This window comes from Streptomyces sp. SAJ15, assembly GCF_007595705.1.
In the GTDB taxonomy this organism is placed as follows: domain Bacteria; phylum Actinomycetota; class Actinomycetes; order Streptomycetales; family Streptomycetaceae; genus Streptomyces.
In genome coordinates this window covers 67,780-80,433 of the sequence record NZ_NISY01000018.1, presented here as the reverse complement: position 1 = coordinate 80,433, position 12,654 = coordinate 67,780, and the positions used below count along the sequence as shown (strand labels likewise).

The following is a 12,654-nucleotide window of genomic DNA, read 5'->3' as shown; positions in this document are numbered from 1 at the left end:
CTCAGCCGATCGAAGCCGCCGAGGCAGGGTCGGTCAACTGACCGTAACCGAACCCGCAGCAGTCGCCCGTGATGTCCTCGTCCCTCACCAGCTCGGGATGCGCGTCCCCGGTCAACGGGATGTCGGCCAGATCCACAGGCGATGACTCATCGTCGATATAGATCTCCGCGCCATCCGTGATGAGGTCGAGATGCACCTTCTCCTCGTAGCCGACCACGGAACGGTCCTGGTTGTGCTGGCCGAAGCCGATGTGTACTCCCACTCGTCGTTCGTTGATGTGCGAGTTGGCGGAGATGAACTGGTCGATCCCCGCGTTGGTTCCGAAGCCGAGCTCGCCCACGCGGGTGCCGTGTGGCTGTTTGAAGCAGAGCTCCACCAGCTCGCGGATGTCGTCATCGGCGCACTCGAAGCCCGTGGCGCGCCCGTCGGCGATGTCGACCGTCAACGGGTGAGCCGCCAGCCTGGTGTCGATCCGAGTGATGACGTTGCAGTTGAGCGCGCCGTCCGCCACCAGGCGGCCGTCGATTCTGGCGGGATAGGTGGCGATCTCCCCCGCCGGGAGAATGGTGAAGCCGCCGGGCCGCCATACGCCGCGGTTGCTGATCCAGTCGAATCGATCGGAGTCGAGTCGGATGCGCAGGTCGGTGCCGCCACGAGTGCGGACCCTGATACTGCGCGCCTTGGTCAGTCGCGTCAGCAGTGCGGCATTCCGGGCGCTGAGTTCGTCTGGTCCGAGGTTGAGGGCCTTCTCGAAGAACTCCCGCGACGCGCTGATGACGCGCACCACCATGCATCGGTCACCGCCGAACCGTTGCAGCACGTCAAGGAGGGGCGAGAAGTGAGACATCGTGTCTCGTTCGAGCGTGAAAATGACGAGCCGACCGGTCAGGGGGTCGGCCGCCGCTACCGCGGAGTTCAGACGCTGGGCGAACTCGTAGTCCACGAGCGGCCGCATGCCGATCAGCTGTGTGCTGAGGTTTCGCTGCTTCAGTCCGGCCACCAGCCAGGCGGCCGCCTCCCGACTGTCCGGAGAGAAGGCGACGACGCAGTGATCGCGGTCCGAGATGCCGACGTACCGGTCGAGGAGTGAATCGACTCCAGCCCGCACTTCGCGGCTGGGCTGCACAACGCTCAAGACTTGCTCCCCATGGCCTGTGGTCGTTGCGATGGGAGTCCCAGCCGCGGGAATCTCCTGCGGCTGGAACTCCCCATAGCCCTGCAGGAATGATCAGGTGGCTACGAACCAGGCCATCAGGGGACCCTCGTCGCCACTCCCCACCGGCTCGAGAACCGCGTCCGACTCGGCGGCGGAGAGTTCGCGCAGCGCGTCCTCGACCAGTGATTCATAGGTGGCTGATTCCGTGGTGGCGCCAATTGCTGGGGCGTGACTCATTGCCATCATGACTCCCTTCAGACAACAGCGTTCACGTGATGTTAGGTGGCATGGCCACGCAAGGTCAACACTGACGTTCCGTCAACACATGTTTGTTCGAAGGGAGTTGGAGCCAGGTTTGCGTGAGGCCGGCGGCGCAGCGGGCGGGGTCGCCGGCCCGGGTGACGAGGGCCTCGGCGTACGCGTCGACGTCGCCGGATGGCACCCGTACGCCGACGTCGTCGGTGACGAGGTCGCGGAGACAGGGGATGTCGAAGGCGAGCACCGGGGTGGCGGTGGCCAGGCTTCCGCGGCGACCATGCCGAACGTCTCGTACCGGCTGACGTCGGACAGCCGCAAGCGCTCGGCCGGCTACTCCAGCTCGGTGCTCACGCTCGTGTCCCCGCACGCCCGGCGGAAGACGCGACGACCCCGGTCGCCTCGATGCCCGACGCTCCGACGACGGGTACGGCGGTTCCCGTGATGCCGCCGCTGGAGGGCGAGGCCAGCAACGCGACGGTCGCCGCCACCGCCGCCTCGCCGGCGCTGGCCGGCACCTCGTCCGCCATCCACCCGTACCGCTCCCCCGTCCGCTCCACCCTGCCCTGGCCGGAAGGCGGCAGATCGGGGCGGACGAGGTTGCAGGTGATGCCGTAGGGCGCGACCTCCGCGGCGACGGCGCGCGTCAACTCGAGGTGCCCGGTGCCCGCCTCCCACTCGGCTTCGCCATCCAGGGTCGCCGCGGAGGCGACCATGATGATGCGGCCGCCACCTCTGTGCACCATGCCCGGTATGACCCGCCCCATCATCCAACGGGCCCTGTTCAGATTCTCCGTCAGAGTGCGCTCATAGAACCAGGTCGGCATGCTTCGCATCAGGGTGTCGTGGATCGTGCAGGCGTTGACGACCAGGACCTCGACCGGCCCCTGTTCCTCCTCGACCGTGTCGAAGACCTTGTCCACGGACCCGGGGTCCCCCAGGTACGCGGGCACACCGAGGACCCCCTTCGGCAGTCGCCCGGACAGATACGTCACCGCCACGGTGTCGCCGTCCGCCGCCAGGGTCCGCGCGATGACGAGCCCGAGGCCGTGGTTACCACCTGTGACGAGCACGGAGCGCCCGGCGCCTCTTGACGTACGAGTTCGCACAGCTCACTCCCCCTAGACATGTTCCTGGAACAAGGACAGAGATCACTCTCGGTCCCCAGCAGATAGCCTTGCGGAGTCGCTTGGCATTTTCCAGGGGCATATTTTTAACCAAAAAGTGACAGCGCGCTGTCAAACTCCGAGGAGGGCAGAAGAAGCATGGTCGGCAATCCAGGACTACTGCAGAAATTCCTGATAGAGCGTCGCGCCGCCATCCACCCCGAGGACGTCGGGCTCACCACTCGCACCGAGGGGTCGGGTCGGCGGGCCCCCGGCCTGAGCCAGACCCAAGTCGAGGAACTCCTCGGCAGCCACGGCAAGTACGCACGACTGGAACGCGCCGCGCTGACCACGCCGCCACTCGAACTGCTCCTGGCCGTCGGCCGACTCTTCCGCCTCACCGAGCAGGAGTGGAGCATCCTGTGGCGCTACGCCCGCGGAGAGAACCCACCCCGGCCCCTCGCCCGGGACGCCGGCCTTGAGGTCCACGGCTCATGGGCGCGAGTCGTCGACGCCCAAACCGAGATGTCCTACCTCAACGACGCCGCGTGGAACGTCCTGCACTACAACTCGGCCTTCGCGGAGCTCTTCCCCGACCGCAGGGTCCCGGAGAACACCATGAGGTGGATGCTCCTGGCCCGGGAGGCCCGCGGCGTGATGGTGGACTGGGCCACCAGCTGGGCCCCGTTCATCGCTCCGCAGCTTCGCGCCATGCGTGCGGCACGACCCGCCAACGCCACCCTGGCGGCCATCGAGCGGGACGTCCTGGCCGACGAGATCGCCGGCCCGATCTACCGTGACGGCCCCGATGTCCGCGTCCACCCGGACGGCGACGAGCGACCGCTGGACCACCCCACTCACGGTCGCGGCTGGGTCACCGTGTGCGCGGCCAGCCCGTTCAACAGCCCCGACGCACGACTCATGATCCTGCCCTTCCGGCGGGGAGAGCAGCGCCCCTCGCCGCCCGCCGTACTCCGCGCCGACATCAAGAAGTGAGGCCGGCCGGTGACCCCTCATCAGCGATATGAGACGTTATGCCGATTCGCGAGCCTGTTCCCCACCTCACCGCCTGTTGATGGAGCCCGTCGTGCCCCCCGCCTACATCTCTCGTCCCAGCCTGGCGCACCCCCAGCACGAGATCACCACTGACGAGATCTGCGCCGACATCGCGCGCGCCCACCACGACCACCCCCGCCTGGCGGCCCTTCTGCGTATCGCCCGCGCCACCAAGGTCGCCACCCGCCGCTTCACCAGACCCCTCGGTGACCGGACCATATCCGGCGACGCGCCGATCACCGAGCGGAACGCCGCGGCCTACCACGACGCCGCGCGACTCGCCGCCACCGCGGCCGCCCGAGCGCTGGCCCAGACGGGCCTCGAGCCGACGGACATCGACTGCGTCATCACCAGCCACACCACGAGCTGGACCGTCCCCGGCCTCGACGTCCATCTGCTCGACGAACTCGGGATACGGCGCGACGTCCGCCGCGTCCCCATGAGCACCCTCGGCTGCGTCGGAGGAGCACAAGCCCTCGTCAAGGCCGTCGACCACGTCGCCGCCTACCCCGGAAGCCGGGTCCTGGTGGTCGTCGCCGAAGCGCTCAGCAGCGTCTACAACCACGCCGACACCACCACCGAGTCGATGATCTACAAGGCCCTGTTCGGCGACTCGGCCGGCGCCTTCGTCGTGACCGACACCCCACTCGGGCCCGGCCTGGAGGTCGACAGCGTGTGGGAGTACGTGCTCCCCGTCAGCCGCGACCGGTACCGCGGGCGGCTCGACGCGACGGGCCTGCACTTCCTCAGCACGAAGGCGGCAACGGAGTCCACCACCGACGTGATGCCCGCCCTCCACGAGTTCCTGGACCGGGCCGGCATCGACACCCCCGAGTTCGTCGCCGTCCACCCCGGCGGCCCGCGCATCATCGCCGACGCCGAACGCGGCCTCGGTATCGACCAGGAACCCGGCGTGGACGACGAGGCCAAGATGACCCGCCACTCCTGGGCCAGCCTCCGCCAGCGCGGCAACCTCGGCGGCGTCGCCATCCTCGACGTCCTCGCCCGGACCTACGACGACCCGCCCGCCGAAGGCGCCCGCGGCGTGCTCTTCGCCTTCGGACCGGGATTCGCCACCGCCGCCTGCACGGCTACCTGGCGCGACCAGGGCCGGCTGCCCGCGTGAGCGGGATTCGGCCTCATGGCCGGAATGCAGGGGCCAAGATCACATAGTTTTGCGTTCCCTACCTGGTCAGGGCTTCCATACGGTGTGGTCATGACAGATGCGTCGCGGGATTTGTCCGCCCATATCGAACAGCGCCCGGTGGGCGTGGTCCGACAGGGGGACCGGCACCCCACATCCCGGCGTTTCGCCAGGGGCGACCGTGTCCGCTTCACGGCCGCACTGGTCGGCGCGTACCCGCACCTCGAAGACGGCTTGCTTCAGGACCCGGGTGAGAGGGGCATCGTCCGCCATCGTGTGTCCCCCGGAGCCACAGGCACCGTCACCTGGGTACGGCCGTACGCCACCCCCTTCCCCTACAGGGTCCGCCTGGACGGCACCGACGGCCCCGAAGTAGGCGCCCGCGAGCTGGACCTGGAAGCTCTCGACTGCCCTGGCGGTGGACGAGGCCGTGTACACCTGGAGGAGGACAAGACAACGCCGCGCTGAGGAGCCGCCGTCAGCGCCCTCGGCGTTTCACCTCCAGGGCGGAGCCCGTCATGCCCCTGTGTGTGGCGGGTGCACGGGGGGCGCGGCCGTCCCGTGGTGCCTGATGTTGACGGCCGCGGCCTTGGCGACCGCCATGGGGTTCAAGAAGCGCAGTGGGCCGATCAGGCGGGACGCGAACAGGTGCATGTGTCGCGCCGTCGCGCGCCGCCGCCGAGAACATCAGCCGTTCCAGGGGCTTGAAGGGGCGGGCCTTGGCGAAGTCGGCGGCCAGGTACTGGTGACCGCGCAGCCGGCGCCGGTGTCTGCGTGCGTACGCCATGAGCGACCTGTTGAGGTCACCCCGACCGGTTGCGGCCGAGGCGACCGACTCCGCCAACCATTGCGCGGACTGCAGGGCCCACCCGCATCCCACTCCCCACAGGGGGTCGCCGGTCAGGGCGGCGTCGCCGATGAACGCGACGCCCGGCGCGGTCGGCTTGCGGCTGTGCAGCGGATACCTGACCGTGCCGGTGATCTTCGTGATGCGCTCGGCGAAGTCGAGGGGCGGTCCCTCGGGTAGGGCGCGGACGAAGTCGAGGAAGCTGCCCTCCAGGTCTTCTCGGAAGGCCGGCAGCCGCTTCCTGTCCGGGAGCACCGCGATGACCGTCACCCCGTCGTCGTTGGGAAACGCGTACGCCATGTCGGGCTCGAGGAACCAGGTGTGACTGAACCCGCCGTGCAGCGGAAGATCGCGGAAGTGCGCGAGATAGCCGAACCGCGCGTTCTCGTACTGCCGAGCGGGCACCCCGGCGAACTTCGCTACGGCCGAGTCCTTGCCGTCGGCGCCGACCACCAGCCGTGCCCGGAGCTCACGCTCGCCCTGTGGTGTCGACGCGCGCGCCCCCTCGGTTCGCCCGGCTTCCCGGAGCAGCCCGGTCACATGGTGGCCAAGGAGCAGATCGACGCCGGGTGTCTCCGCCGCGTGGGACCTGATCAAGGGATCGAGGGTGCTGCGCCGAACGTTGTACGCGTACGGCAGCTCGGGACCCGCCGGCGCGGCCCTCGGCTCGATCCATCCCCAGCGCGTGTACCAGCGGGCCTCGTTGCGGACGGCCCCCGCCTTCTCGAGAGCGGGGATGAGACCGAGTTCGTCCAGCACCGGGTAGGCACTGGCCTGGAGGGAGTGGGTGCAGAGCACCTTGTACGCTTCGGGGTCCGAGCGACGTTCCAGCAGTCCGACGCGGACACCGCGTCGAGCGAGCAGGATCGCCGCGGCGCTGCCGGCGAGGCTGGCTCCGCTGATGACGACGTCGTAGTCGTATCCCGCGCTCTCAGGCTTGGGCATGTGCCGATCGCTCCCTTCGGGGTGTGGTGCCGTGCGTGGGAGTGGTGCGACTGCTGAACTTCGGCGGGCATAAGGGCTCGTCGAGGATCGTAGACTCATGGTGTGGCATTCATGAGCACCCCGCACTACTGCTTCCTGTGATCGGAAGGCGTTGAGGGCGATGTCGGACGGCGTCGCCCTCCTTGGTGTGCCTGCGGCGCGAACCACCTTCCTGGGACTGCCCGTTCCCTTCTGAGGCAGTGGCCCTCTGTGGGCTCGCGCAGGCACGGTCTCTTCCCTTCGCCCTTGCCAGGAGTGCCTCGTGCCCGTGTTGCTTCCCCCCGCCCTCGAACTGTCCCTCGACCCGCTGCGCTGCCCGACGTGCCGCACACGCCTGCTGCACGCCGAGCGCGGCGCACTGCGCTGTCCGGCGGGCCATACCTTCGACATCGCCCGCCACGGCTACGCCGGCCTCCTGACGGGAAGTCCTGGACCTGGTGGGGATGACGCCGAGCGCACGGCACGTGAGCCGGGCGCAGCTGAACGAGGGCGGCCTCCTGCCCGGCTGGGTCACGGTCTCCGTGCTGGCCACCGCCTACAGGCTTCGGTGATCACGAGCGGCGCCCACGCCCGCTGACCGACGAGCAGTGGGCCCCTGCCCACACACGTCACGCTCAGTCGATCTCGTGTGCCAGTTTCATCAGGCGGGAGAGGACTCGGTCGCCCGAGGCCGTGATGCCGTCGTGTTCCCACTCGTTGGTGACCCAGACACGGGTGCTGCCCACCTGGCAGGCGGTGGCGAGGGAGAGGCCGGCGTCGACGTACATGTCGTCGTGATAGACGGCGGCCGCGAGGGGGACCCGGTTGGCGGCGAGGGCGGCGTGGTCGTACAGGGGCTGCCAGTCGGCCTTGTCGGCCAGGATGTCGGCGGCGTCGGCGAAAGGGCGCAGGCCCGCGATGTCCCGGAACATCCAGGGGTAGATCATCTCGCCGGTGAGCAGCAGGGGGTCCGCGTCGGCGGTGAACTCCGGGAAGGCGGACAGGGCGCGGTCCGCCGCCCAGCGGGTGGCGGCCCCCTGGGCGAAGATCGACTCCTGGAGGACGGCGAAGAGCGGGTTGTCCGTGAAGCCGGTCAGACTCATGACCTGGTGGAGGAAGGTGTCGCTCAGCTCGCCATGGGCGTCGAGGGCCTCGTCGAGGAGCCAGTGCACACGCTCGAAGCCGTCGCCCATGCCGAAGGCGAGGCCGAGGGTGCGCAGGCGGCGGGCGGTGAGGCGGTCGCCGTCGGGCAGGCGGACCTCGGTGGCGGTGAGCAGGTCGGCGATGCGGCGCAGCCGGTCCGCGTCGGCGGGGTAGCGGGCGAAGAACTCCCGCCCGCGGTCGCGGACACGGGGGTAGGTGCGGGCGTACACGTCGTCGGCGGTCGCGTCGAGGCCCGGCAGGCCGCCCGCGACGTAGGCCGCCCTGAGGCCCTGGGGCGCGCGGGAGAGGTAGGTGAGGGTGACGAAGCCGCCGTAGCTCTGGCCGAGGCTCTCCCAGGGGTCATCCCCACAGAGTTGACGACGTATCAGCTCGGCATCGTCGACGATGGCGTCGGCGCGGAAGTGGGTGAGGTACGCGGCGAGCCGCGCCGGGTCGGCGATCCGGGCGGCCGCGCGTGCCGTGACAGGGGTGGAGCGTCCGGTGCCGCGCTGGTCGAGCAGGAGCACCCGATGGGTCTTCAGCGCGTGCGGCAGCCAGCCGGGCGATCCGCGGTACGGACGGGGGGACTTGCCGCCGGGCCCGCCTTGCAGATAGAGCAGCCAGGGCAGCTTGTCGGCGGCCCGGGACCGGTCGGCGACCTCCCTGGCGAACACCTCGATGGTCGGGCCGTCGGGGCGCGTGTGGTCCAGGGGGACGGTGAAGACATGGTCGGCGGTGGCGTACGCGGGGTTCAAGGGTTCGGCTCCTGAGGGACGTGGCGGGCGGCGGGCGCAGGCGGTGAGCTGGTACGGGGACGGCGTCGTACGAAGAGCCTGGCGCGGTGAGCCGGTCCACAGGAGCCCTCGGATCCGCATAACGTGCCGCTATGCGTGGCCCACGCGGGCGCTCACTCAGACGTCGCCCACAGCGAGCGCACGTGCCCCAGGTGTCGGCGCATGCACCGCTCGGCGCCCTCGGCGTCGCCCGCCAGCATCAGGGAGAGGAGCTCCAGGTGCTCCTCGGCGGACGGGATCAGCCGGTCCCGCTCGTCCAGTGCGCTCAGGCCGTACAGGCGGGTGCGCTTGCGCAGGTCACCGACGGTCTCGACCAGCCGGTCATTCCCGGAGAGCCTGAGGAGCGCGAGGTGGAACCGTCGGTCGGCTTCCAGGTAGCCGATCAGGTCGTGCTCGCGTGCGGCGCGCACGATCTCCTCGGCCACCGGCCGCAGCGCCTCCAGCTCGTCGCGAGTCGCGGTCCGGGTGACGCGCCCCACCGTGGGGATCTCGATCAGGGCGCGGATCTCCGTGTACTGGTCGAGGTCGCTCTCGGTGACCTCGGTGACCCGGAAGCCCTTGTTGCGGACGGGCTCGACCAGGCCCTCGCGGGCCAGGTCGAGCATCGCCTCGCGCACCGGGGTGGCGGAGACGCCGAAGTCCTCGGCGAGGCCCGGGGCGGAGTAGACCTGGCCCGGCCGCAGCTCGCCCGAGATCATGGCGGCACGCAGGGCGTGGGCGACCTGGTCGCGCAGGCGCTCCCTGGTGGTGATGAGGGTGTGCTGCTTCAGGTGGCCCACGGTCTTCCCTTCGCGCCTTGGCTGGACCGGACCAGCGTACAATGTCACATGGTTTTACCTGGTGAGAGGGTGTACGTGCGGCTGGCGGTGTAGAACTCCAGCGCCGCGCGGCCCTGTTCGCGCGGGCCGTAGCCGGAGGACTTCGTGCCGCCGAACGGCAGGTGGAAGTCGACGCCGGTGGACGGGGCGTTGACGCGGATCATGCCGGTGTCCAGCTCGTCGAGGCCGTACAGCGCCGCGTCGAGGTCGGTCGTGTGCACCGAGGTGACCAGGCCGTGCGGCACGGAGTTGGTGATGCGGACCGCGTCGGCCAGATCGTCGGCCCTCAGCAGGGCGGCGACGGGCCCGAAGACCTCCTCGCGCAGCAGGCGGTGGCCCGCGGGCACCTTCTCGACCAGGGTCGGGGCCGCGTACCAGCCCGGGCCGTCCGGGAGGATGCCGCCGGTGAGCACCGACAGACCGGCCCAGGCGCCGCCGACCTGCTCGCGGGCCTGCTCGGAGATGAGCGGGCCACACACCGTGGCGGGGTCGGCCGGATCCCCGGCCGGGACGCTCCGCAGCGCTTCCGTGAGGGCTTCCCGCAGGGGGTCGGCGGCGGCGCCGACGGCGATCACCCGGCTGGTGGCGGTGCACTTCTGGCCCGCGTATCCGGCGATGGCGGCGGCCAGGTGCGCGGCGGCCCGCGCGATGTCGGCGTCCGGGAGGACGATGGCCGCGTTGAGGCCGCCCATCTCCGCCTGGAGCGGAACGCCGCGGGCGGTGGCCGCGCGGGCGACCGCCCGGCCCGCCTCGGTCGAGCCGGTGAAGGAGACGACGTCGGCGGCGGAGACCACGGCGGCACCCTCGGCGGCGCCACCGGGCACCGCCGTGAACACCCCCTCCGGCAGCACCCGCTGGACGATCTCGGCGAGCCGCTGGGCGCAGGCCGTGGCCTCGGGCGCGGGCTTGAGGACGACCGCGTTGCCCACCGCGAGCGCCGGGGCGGCCTTCCAGCTCGGGATGGCGAAGGGGAAGTTCCAGGGCGTGATCAGCCCCGCGACCCCGTGCGGGCGGCGGCGGGTCAGCAGCAGCCCGGCCCCGGCGGCCATCTCGTGGACGGCGCCGGACGGTTCATACGGGGCCTGGGAGTAGTACCGCCAGATCGCGACGGTCCGAGCCACCTCGGCACGGGCCTCGGCAAACGGCTTGCCGACCTCCCGCACGGCGAGCGCGGCGAGCTCGTCCATGGCGGTCTCGAGGGCGGTCGCGATCGAGGCGAGGGCGGCCGAGCGGGCGGCCGCGCCGCCGCGCAGCCAGCCGGGCTGCGCGGCGCGGGCCCGCTCCACGGCCTCGGCGGCGCCGAACGCTCCGGCGGCGGGCAGGTGCGCGACGACGTCGGCGGGGTCGGCCGGGTTGCGGGAGACAACCGGGGACAGGGTGGTGGTCACAGGAGGAAACCTCCGGGGAAGGGATCGTCCGGGTCGAGGAAGTACTGGGCGGTCCCGGTGATCCAGGCGCGTCCGGTGATGGCGGGGACGACGGCCGGCACGCCGCCGACCTCCGTCTCGCCGATGAGGCGGCCGGTGAAGCGGGTGCCGATGAGGGACTCGTTGACGAAGTCCCGGTGCAGCGGCAGCTCGCCGCGGGCGTGCAGTTGGGCCATCCGGGCGGAGGTGCCGGTGCCGCACGGCGAGCGGTCGAACCAGCCGGGGTGGATGGCCATGGCATGGCGGGAGTGCGCGGCGTCGGAGCCGGGGGCCGCCAGATAGACGTGCTTCACCCCGCCGATCTCCGGACTCTCGGGGTGCACGGGCCGGTCGGTGGCGTTGATGGCGTCCATGACGGCGAGCCCTGCGGCCAGCAGGTCGTCCTTGCGGGCGCGGTCGAACGGCAGGCCCAGTGCGTCGAGTTCGACGAAGGCGTAGAAGTTGCCGCCGAAGGCGAGGTCATAGGTCACCTTGCCCAAGCCGGGGACGTCGACTCGGCGGTGCAGGCCGACGCAGAACGCGGGGACGTTGGTGAGCGTGACCGCCTTCGCCGCGCCGTCCTCGACGTGTACGTCGACGCTGACCAGGCCCGCCGGGGTGTCGAGGCGGACCGTGGTGACGGGTTCGACGACCGGCACCATCCCGGTCTCGACCAGGACGGTGGCCACCCCGATGGTGCCGTGGCCGCACATCGGCAGCAGCCCGGAGACCTCGATGTAGAGGACGCCGTAGTCCGCGTCGGGCCGGGTGGGCGGCTGGAGGATCGCGCCGCTCATGGCGGAGTGGCCGCGCGGCTCGTACATCAGGAGCGTACGGATGTGGTCCAGGTGCTCGATGAAGTGCAGTCGTCGTTCGGCCATGGTGGCGCCGGGGATCACCCCGACACCACCGGTGACCACGCGGGTGGGCATGCCCTCGGTGTGCGAGTCCACCGCGTGGAAGACATGGCGTGTACGCACCGGTGGCTCCTTTCGACTGTCGGAAGGTCAGGGGGTCGGATGGGGCCGGGGATCCGGCCGCGTGGCGATCCGGCGGTCAGCGGTGGCCCTCGGCGACGGCCTTCTCGGTCGCGGTGCGTACCGCGACCTCGTCCGCACCGGTGAGCGCGGTGCGGGGCGGGCGGACCGGACCGCCGTGGCGCCCGACGATGTCCATGGAGAGCTTGATCGACTGGACGAACTCGGTCTTGGAGTCCCAGCGCAGGAGCGAGTGCAGCGACTGGTACAGGGGCAGCGCCGTCCGGAGGTCGCCGGAGACGGCGGCCCGGTACAGCCGCGCGCAGGCGGCGGGGAAGGCGTTCGGGTAACCGGCGATCCAGCCGACGGCCCCGGCCACGGCGAGTTCGAGGAGCACGTCGTCGGCGCCGATCAGCAGGTCGAGCTCCGGGGCGAGCTCGGCGAGCTCGTAGGCGCGCCGGACGTCGCCGCTGAACTCCTTGACGGCCACGATGTGCCCGTCGGCGTGGAGCCCGGCGAGCAGGGCCGGGGTCAGGTCGACCTTGGTGTCGATGGGGTTGTTGTACGCGACGACGGGCACTCCGACCCCGGCCACCTCGGCGTAGTGGGCCCGCACGGACGCCTCGTCGGCGCGGTAGGCGTTCGGGGGCAGCAGGAGGACGGAGCCGCAGCCGGCCTCGCCCGCCTGCTCGGCCCAGCGACGTGCCTCGCCGCTGCCGTACGCGGAGACACCGGGCATCACCCGCGCCGGGTCGCCCGCCGCCTCGACCGCGGTACGGACCACGCGGGCGCGCTCCTCGTCGGTGAGGGTCTGGTACTCGCCGAGCGAGCCGTTGGGGACGACGCCGTCGCAGCCGTTGTCGACGAGCCAGCGGACGTGCTCGGCGTAGGCGTCGTAGTCGACGGAGAGGTCGTCGCGAAGAGGGAGCGCGGTGGCGACCATGATGCCGCGCCAGGGACGGGAGGAGTTCCAGGTGGTGGTGGTCATG

13 protein-coding genes and 1 pseudogene are annotated in these 12,654 nt (G+C 70.8%); 4 read left to right on the top strand and 10 right to left on the bottom strand.

From position 1 onward, the window contains the following. Position 1: 1 nt before the first annotated feature. The 4 genes from CD790_RS30735 to CD790_RS30725 all read right to left on the bottom strand — a co-directional run bounded on the left by CD790_RS30735 (position 2) and on the right by CD790_RS30725 (position 2,484). The gene (locus tag CD790_RS30735; protein WP_144386668.1) at positions 2-1,135 is read right to left on the bottom strand and encodes a hypothetical protein; all 1,134 of its coding nucleotides are present in this window, start codon (positions 1,133-1,135) and stop codon (positions 2-4) included. A 93-nt stretch (positions 1,136-1,228) separates the two neighbouring features. Next, the gene (locus CD790_RS34985; RefSeq protein ID WP_186319318.1) at positions 1,229-1,402 is read right to left on the bottom strand and encodes a hypothetical protein; all 174 of its coding nucleotides are present in this window, start codon (positions 1,400-1,402) and stop codon (positions 1,229-1,231) included. Positions 1,403-1,457: 55 nt separating this feature from the next. Next, the gene (locus CD790_RS30730) at positions 1,458-1,658 is read right to left on the bottom strand and encodes a glycosyltransferase (RefSeq protein ID WP_144386667.1); all 201 of its coding nucleotides are present in this window, start codon (positions 1,656-1,658) and stop codon (positions 1,458-1,460) included. Between the two features lie 103 nt (positions 1,659-1,761). Continuing rightward, positions 1,762-2,484, bottom strand: a complete 723-nt coding sequence (locus CD790_RS30725) for an SDR family NAD(P)-dependent oxidoreductase (RefSeq protein ID WP_186319317.1) — start codon at positions 2,482-2,484, stop codon at positions 1,762-1,764. 192 nt (positions 2,485-2,676) lie between these two features. Between CD790_RS30725 and CD790_RS30720 the strand changes: the two genes are divergently transcribed. From CD790_RS30720 to CD790_RS30710, 3 genes are all read left to right on the top strand, one after another. Then, entirely contained in the window at positions 2,677-3,513 is an 837-nt protein-coding gene (locus CD790_RS30720; RefSeq protein ID WP_144386665.1) for an XRE family transcriptional regulator, read from the top strand. Positions 3,514-3,604: 91 nt separating this feature from the next. Beyond that, positions 3,605-4,699, top strand: a complete 1,095-nt coding sequence (locus tag CD790_RS30715) for a PhlD (protein WP_260868019.1) — start codon at positions 3,605-3,607, stop codon at positions 4,697-4,699. A gap of 90 nt (positions 4,700-4,789) precedes the next feature. Continuing rightward, positions 4,790-5,185 (top strand): hypothetical protein, encoded by a 396-nt coding sequence (locus CD790_RS30710; RefSeq protein ID WP_144386663.1) that lies wholly within the window; start codon positions 4,790-4,792, stop codon positions 5,183-5,185. Between the two features lie 10 nt (positions 5,186-5,195). Here CD790_RS30710 and CD790_RS30705 read toward each other — a convergent pair whose 3' ends face one another. Further along, positions 5,196-6,509, bottom strand: coding sequence for an NAD(P)/FAD-dependent oxidoreductase (locus tag CD790_RS30705; RefSeq protein ID WP_260868018.1), 1,314 nt, complete (start codon positions 6,507-6,509; stop codon positions 5,196-5,198). 301 nt (positions 6,510-6,810) lie between these two features. On the opposite strand from CD790_RS30705, the pseudogene CD790_RS36350 reads away from it, so the two are divergent. Then, a pseudogene (locus CD790_RS36350) lies at positions 6,811-6,999 on the top strand (putative RNA methyltransferase); the annotation flags it as partial. A gap of 163 nt (positions 7,000-7,162) precedes the next feature. Here the strand turns inward: CD790_RS36350 and CD790_RS30695 are convergent. The 5 genes from CD790_RS30695 to CD790_RS30675 form a co-directional block, all read right to left on the bottom strand. Then, entirely contained in the window at positions 7,163-8,425 is a 1,263-nt protein-coding gene (locus tag CD790_RS30695) for an alpha/beta fold hydrolase (RefSeq protein ID WP_144386662.1), read from the bottom strand. Between the two features lie 152 nt (positions 8,426-8,577). Continuing rightward, on the bottom strand, positions 8,578-9,243 hold the full coding sequence (locus CD790_RS30690; RefSeq protein ID WP_144386661.1) for a GntR family transcriptional regulator: 666 nt from the start codon (positions 9,241-9,243) through the stop codon (positions 8,578-8,580). A 44-nt stretch (positions 9,244-9,287) separates the two neighbouring features. After that, on the bottom strand, positions 9,288-10,670 hold the full coding sequence (locus CD790_RS30685) for an aldehyde dehydrogenase (RefSeq protein WP_144386660.1): 1,383 nt from the start codon (positions 10,668-10,670) through the stop codon (positions 9,288-9,290). Beyond that, positions 10,667-11,668, bottom strand: a complete 1,002-nt coding sequence (locus CD790_RS30680) for a proline racemase family protein (RefSeq protein WP_144386659.1) — start codon at positions 11,666-11,668, stop codon at positions 10,667-10,669. The genes CD790_RS30685 and CD790_RS30680 overlap by 4 nt, the downstream gene beginning before the upstream one ends. Positions 11,669-11,744: 76 nt before the next feature. After that, positions 11,745-12,653: a dihydrodipicolinate synthase family protein gene (locus CD790_RS30675; RefSeq protein ID WP_144386658.1), complete on the bottom strand. Its 909-nt coding sequence runs from the start codon at positions 12,651-12,653 to the stop codon at positions 11,745-11,747. Position 12,654 lies beyond the last annotated feature (1 nt).

Bases quoted from the DNA above. Each gene is read 5' to 3' on its own strand.
- CD790_RS30675 (WP_144386658.1), bottom strand. From the start codon at position 12,653: ATGACCACCACCACCTGGAACTCCTCCCGTCCCTGGCGCGGCATCATG.
- CD790_RS30710 (WP_144386663.1), top strand. From the start codon at position 4,790: ATGACAGATGCGTCGCGGGATTTGTCCGCCCATATCGAACAGCGCCCG.
- CD790_RS34985 (WP_186319318.1), bottom strand. From the start codon at position 1,402: ATGATGGCAATGAGTCACGCCCCAGCAATTGGCGCCACCACGGAATCA.
- CD790_RS30720 (WP_144386665.1), top strand. From the start codon at position 2,677: ATGGTCGGCAATCCAGGACTACTGCAGAAATTCCTGATAGAGCGTCGC.
- CD790_RS30705 (WP_260868018.1), bottom strand. From the start codon at position 6,509: ATGCCCAAGCCTGAGAGCGCGGGATACGACTACGACGTCGTCATCAGC.